5 protein-coding genes are annotated in these 3,845 nt (G+C 65.9%); 4 read left to right on the top strand and 1 reads right to left on the bottom strand.

Annotation, left to right across the window (positions count from 1 at the left end; translation table 11 throughout):
• The 4 genes from H8A92_RS39890 to H8A92_RS39875 all read left to right on the top strand — a co-directional run.
• Positions 1 to 908 (top strand): amidase (locus H8A92_RS39890; protein ID WP_229200727.1); only part of this gene is annotated, 908 nt, incomplete at its 5' end.
• Between the two features lie 107 nt (positions 909 to 1,015).
• Positions 1,016 to 1,678 (top strand): hypothetical protein, encoded by a 663-nt coding sequence (locus tag H8A92_RS39885; RefSeq protein ID WP_229200726.1) that lies wholly within the window; start codon positions 1,016 to 1,018, stop codon positions 1,676 to 1,678.
• A gap of 52 nt (positions 1,679 to 1,730) precedes the next feature.
• Entirely contained in the window at positions 1,731 to 2,504 is a 774-nt protein-coding gene (locus H8A92_RS39880; RefSeq protein ID WP_229200725.1) for a transporter substrate-binding domain-containing protein, read from the top strand.
• Between the two features lie 181 nt (positions 2,505 to 2,685).
• Positions 2,686 to 3,477, top strand: coding sequence for a DUF2147 domain-containing protein (locus H8A92_RS39875; protein ID WP_229200724.1), 792 nt, complete (start codon positions 2,686 to 2,688; stop codon positions 3,475 to 3,477).
• Between the two features lie 68 nt (positions 3,478 to 3,545).
• On the opposite strand, the gene H8A92_RS39870 is transcribed toward H8A92_RS39875, so the two are convergent.
• Positions 3,546 to 3,845: (R)-mandelonitrile lyase (locus H8A92_RS39870; RefSeq protein ID WP_229200723.1), on the bottom strand; the 300-nt coding region annotated here is incomplete at its 5' end.

Raw genomic sequence — 3,845 nt, 5'->3', positions numbered from 1 at the left:
GCTCGATCCGGATCCCCGCCTCCGCCTCCGGCGTGTTCGGCATGAAGCCGACGCGCGCCCGCAACCCCTGCGGTCCCGACCGCGGCGAAGGCTGGGGCGGTTTCTCCGTCGGCCATGTGCTCAGCATCAGCGTCCGCGACAGCGCAGTCATGATGGACGCAATCCACGGGCCTGAGCCGTCGAGCCTCTACGTCGCGCCCGCGCCGGAGCGGCCCTTTTCCCAGGAGGTCGGCCGCGATCCCGGCCATCTGCGCATCAGCTTCACCGACAAGTCGCCGTATGGCGACGCGATTGATCCCGAGATCGCCGCGGCGGTCCGTGACATTGCCAAGCTGCTGGCGGGCCTCGGCCATCATGTCGAGGAGCGCGCGCCGCCGCTTGCGGCCGATCCCGCAGCAACCATGACGACGATCGTCGGCGGCAACACGGCGCTGACGGTGCGGCTGCTCGAGCAGCGCGTCGGGCGCAAACTGACCTCCGACGACGTCGAGCGCCTGACGCTGGCGAGCGCGGAGAATTCAGTGAAGATGACACCGGCGGATTACGTCGCCGCGCAGCTTGCGGCATTCCAGATCTCGCGCGGTCTCGCGACGTTCTTCGAAGGTTGCGACATCTTCCTCAGCCCGACGCTGTGCGCGCCGCCGCTCCGCCTCGGCGAACTGAACACGATGTCAGAGGACCTGACCCACATTGCGCCGGTCCTGCGTCGCTATATGCCGGGCACGTCGATGTTCAACATGTCCGGCCAGCCGGCGATGTCGGTGCCGCTCGCCTGGAACAAGGCCGGATTGCCGCTAGGCATGATGTTCGCCGCCAAGCTCGGTGAGGAAGGGCTGCTGTTCCGCCTCGCCGGCCAGCTCGAGCAGGTCCGCCCCTGGAAGGACCGGCGTCCGCCGGTCTGCGCTTAGGGGCTACGCCTGACTAGAAGCGCCGGGCTGACAAAGGGTAGTCAGATCAGGTAGATAGAAAGGGCGTCGGCGCGATTCCGCCGGCGTCATGCTTGGGAGGCCGAACCGTGAGTGACCCGACCGACAATGCGCTTGCCGCGATCGCGAGCATTCTCGATCAGACGACGACGCCTCCCGGGACGACCAAATCGACCGACAAGACGGCAGACAAGGCTGCCGAGCCCGCCGGGGAGCCGCCGGTCTCGATAGCGATGCCGCCGCCCCTGCCAACGTCGGTCGAGATCGTTACCGTCGAGACCGTGTCCATTACGACCGTGTCCACCGAGGCCGAGCCAGCGGCAGCCGAGCCGCCTCTGGTCGAACGGTCCGAACCTTCCGAACAGCCCGAGCCGCCCCAACTCGAGGCCCGCGAAGCGGAAGTGGTCGAACCCGCAGCCGTCGAACCGGAGCCGAGCGAGCCAGAGCCGGAGCCGATCCAGCCGCCCCAACCGATCGAGGCCAACGGCTATTCGAAGTCCGGCCCAGGTCCGATGGCCGCGCTGCGCTTCCGCTGGACGGTGCGCCAGGACGGCGCGGAATACTATGTCGACGAGACCGTCGGCGAAGGATCGAACCCGCAGGTCAACGGCCCGATGGACCGGGACACCGCGATCAAGTTCGTCGACGATCGCGAGGCCGAAGCGCGCCGCCGCTTCGAGCACTTCAGGCACGAGATCATCAGCCGCACCGCGACCGCCCTTCAGGCGCGCAAGGATAACAACGAAGCCTAAGTCGCGATGCGTGCGCGTAGGCGTCGCAAAAATGCGGATGGAGACGATTTCGATGCTTCGCGCGCTGGCTGGCCTTGCCCTCACCTTGCTTCTGTCTGCCGCGCACGCGCAGCAGGCACCATCGCGACTCGATGAGATCGTCAAGCGCGGCACGCTGCGCGTCGGCATGACCGGCGACTATTTGCCCTTCACGGCGCTCGACAAGGAGACCAAGGCATTCCGCGGCTTCGACGTCGACATGGCGCAATCGCTCGGCAAGGCGCTCGGCGTCAAGGTCGAGTTCGTGCCGACATCGTGGCCGCAGATGACCCGGGATTTCGAGGCCGACGATTTCGACATCGCGATGGGCGGCATCTCCATCACCTTCGACCGGCAGAAGAAGGGCCTGTTCTCGACCCCGATCATGCGCGAGGGCAAGACGCCGATCGCGCGCTGCGCCGACAACGGCAAGTACGACACGCTCGCCGAGATCGACAGGCCCGGCACCCGCGTCATCGTCAATCCCGGCGGCACCAATGAGCACTTTGCGCGCGCCAATGTGAAGGCCGCCGACATCCGGGTCTTCAACGACAACACCAGGATCTTCGACGAGATCGCCAAGGGCGACGCCGACCTGATGATGACCGACGCGTCAGAGACGCGCTATCAGCAGAAGCTGCATCCCGGCGTGCTCTGCGCCGTGCATCCCGACAAGCCGTTCGATTTCGCCGAGAAGGCCTACTGGATGCAGCGCGACGTCGCATTGAAGGCGTTCGTCGACCAGTGGCTTCACATCGCGCACGAGGATGGCAGCTACGCGAAGATCTACGCGGCATGGTTCGAATAGCCCGGGTCAAACACGCGTGCGCATAAATTGATGCGCGCGGCCTGAAACCAGACCGCGATCCAGTGATTTGAACCTGAGCCGCGAGGACTGAGACTCATGTTCTGACCGTGATCTGGGGCACATTCAGCGGGGCCGTCACCACATAGCCTTGCGAACGGGGTTCCCTGCACTGGAGGTCGAGATGAAGAAGGTTCTGGCGATCGCCACGCTTGTGCTGGCAAGCACGGCCGCAGCGCAGGCGCAATACACGTTCGATTACGGCGGCCGCACCATTCGCATCGATCCCGACCGCGGAACGGTTTCGATCCCCGGCGTCTACGACAATACCGGTCGCCACACCAAGCGCGCCAAGAGCAAGGACGCCGCGCAGAAGCTCGAGACGGCTCCGAAGGAAGCGAAGACCAATTCCCAGGCAACGCCCGCTCCAGCGGCCGTTGATCAGGCCACTGCCCCGGCAGCGCCGGCGCCGCCACCAACTCCGGCAGAGCCGGCCAACACGAGCGTCGCGGCGCCACCACCGGCATCGGCAGCGACCGCGCCGCCAACACCACCGGCGCCACCAGCTGTGCAGCAAAGCGCCGCGCCGGCGGCTGTGCCCGCGTCAGCGCCGACTGTTGGTGCCGCCCCGCCGAACGCTGCTGCACCCAAGCCGGTTGCGGTCGCGGTGCAAGCTGCCAATTCGCCGCTCGGCGTCTGGCTCACCGAAGAGAAGGAAGGCAAGGTCCGCATCGAGCAATGCGGCGCCAATCTCTGCGGCTACTCGGTCGACAAGAAATCGAACGCCAACGGCGAGCAGGTTCTGATCAACATGAAGCCCGGCAAGGACAAATGGAGCGGCCGCATCTTCGATCCGAACAGCGGCAGCACCTACGACTCAACAATCGCGATGAAGAGCTCGGACACGCTGCGCGTTCAGGGCTGTGCGTTCGGCGGCATGTTCTGCGGCGGCCAGACCTGGACGCGGGTGAATTGATCGTCGCCGCGAAAAGTAAAAGCCCCGCACAGAGCGGGGCTTTTCTTCGTTAGGCTCGCAGCGGCGGCTCAACCGAGCTTGCCGTTGTATTCCTCGTCGGTGACGTGCTCCATCCAGGTTGAATAGACGCCGTCGAGTGCTTCCTGCATGGCGATGTGGGTCATGCTGTTATCCGGCGAAGCGCCGTGCCAGTGCTTCTCGTGCGGCGGAATCCAGACGACGTCGCCGGGGCGGATTTCCCGAATCGGCCCGCCCTTGGCCTGCACGCGGCCGATCCCGGAGATCACGTAGAGCGTCTGTCCGAGCGGATGGGTGTGCCAGGCGGTGCGCGCGCCGGGCTCGAACGACACGCGCGAGGCGTTCAGCCG

It is taken from the genome of Bradyrhizobium acaciae (assembly GCF_020889785.1).
GTDB lineage: Bacteria > Pseudomonadota > Alphaproteobacteria > Rhizobiales > Xanthobacteraceae > Bradyrhizobium > Bradyrhizobium acaciae.
The sequence above is the reverse complement of the archived record's forward strand: the minus strand, read 5'-3'. Positions and strand labels throughout refer to the sequence as shown.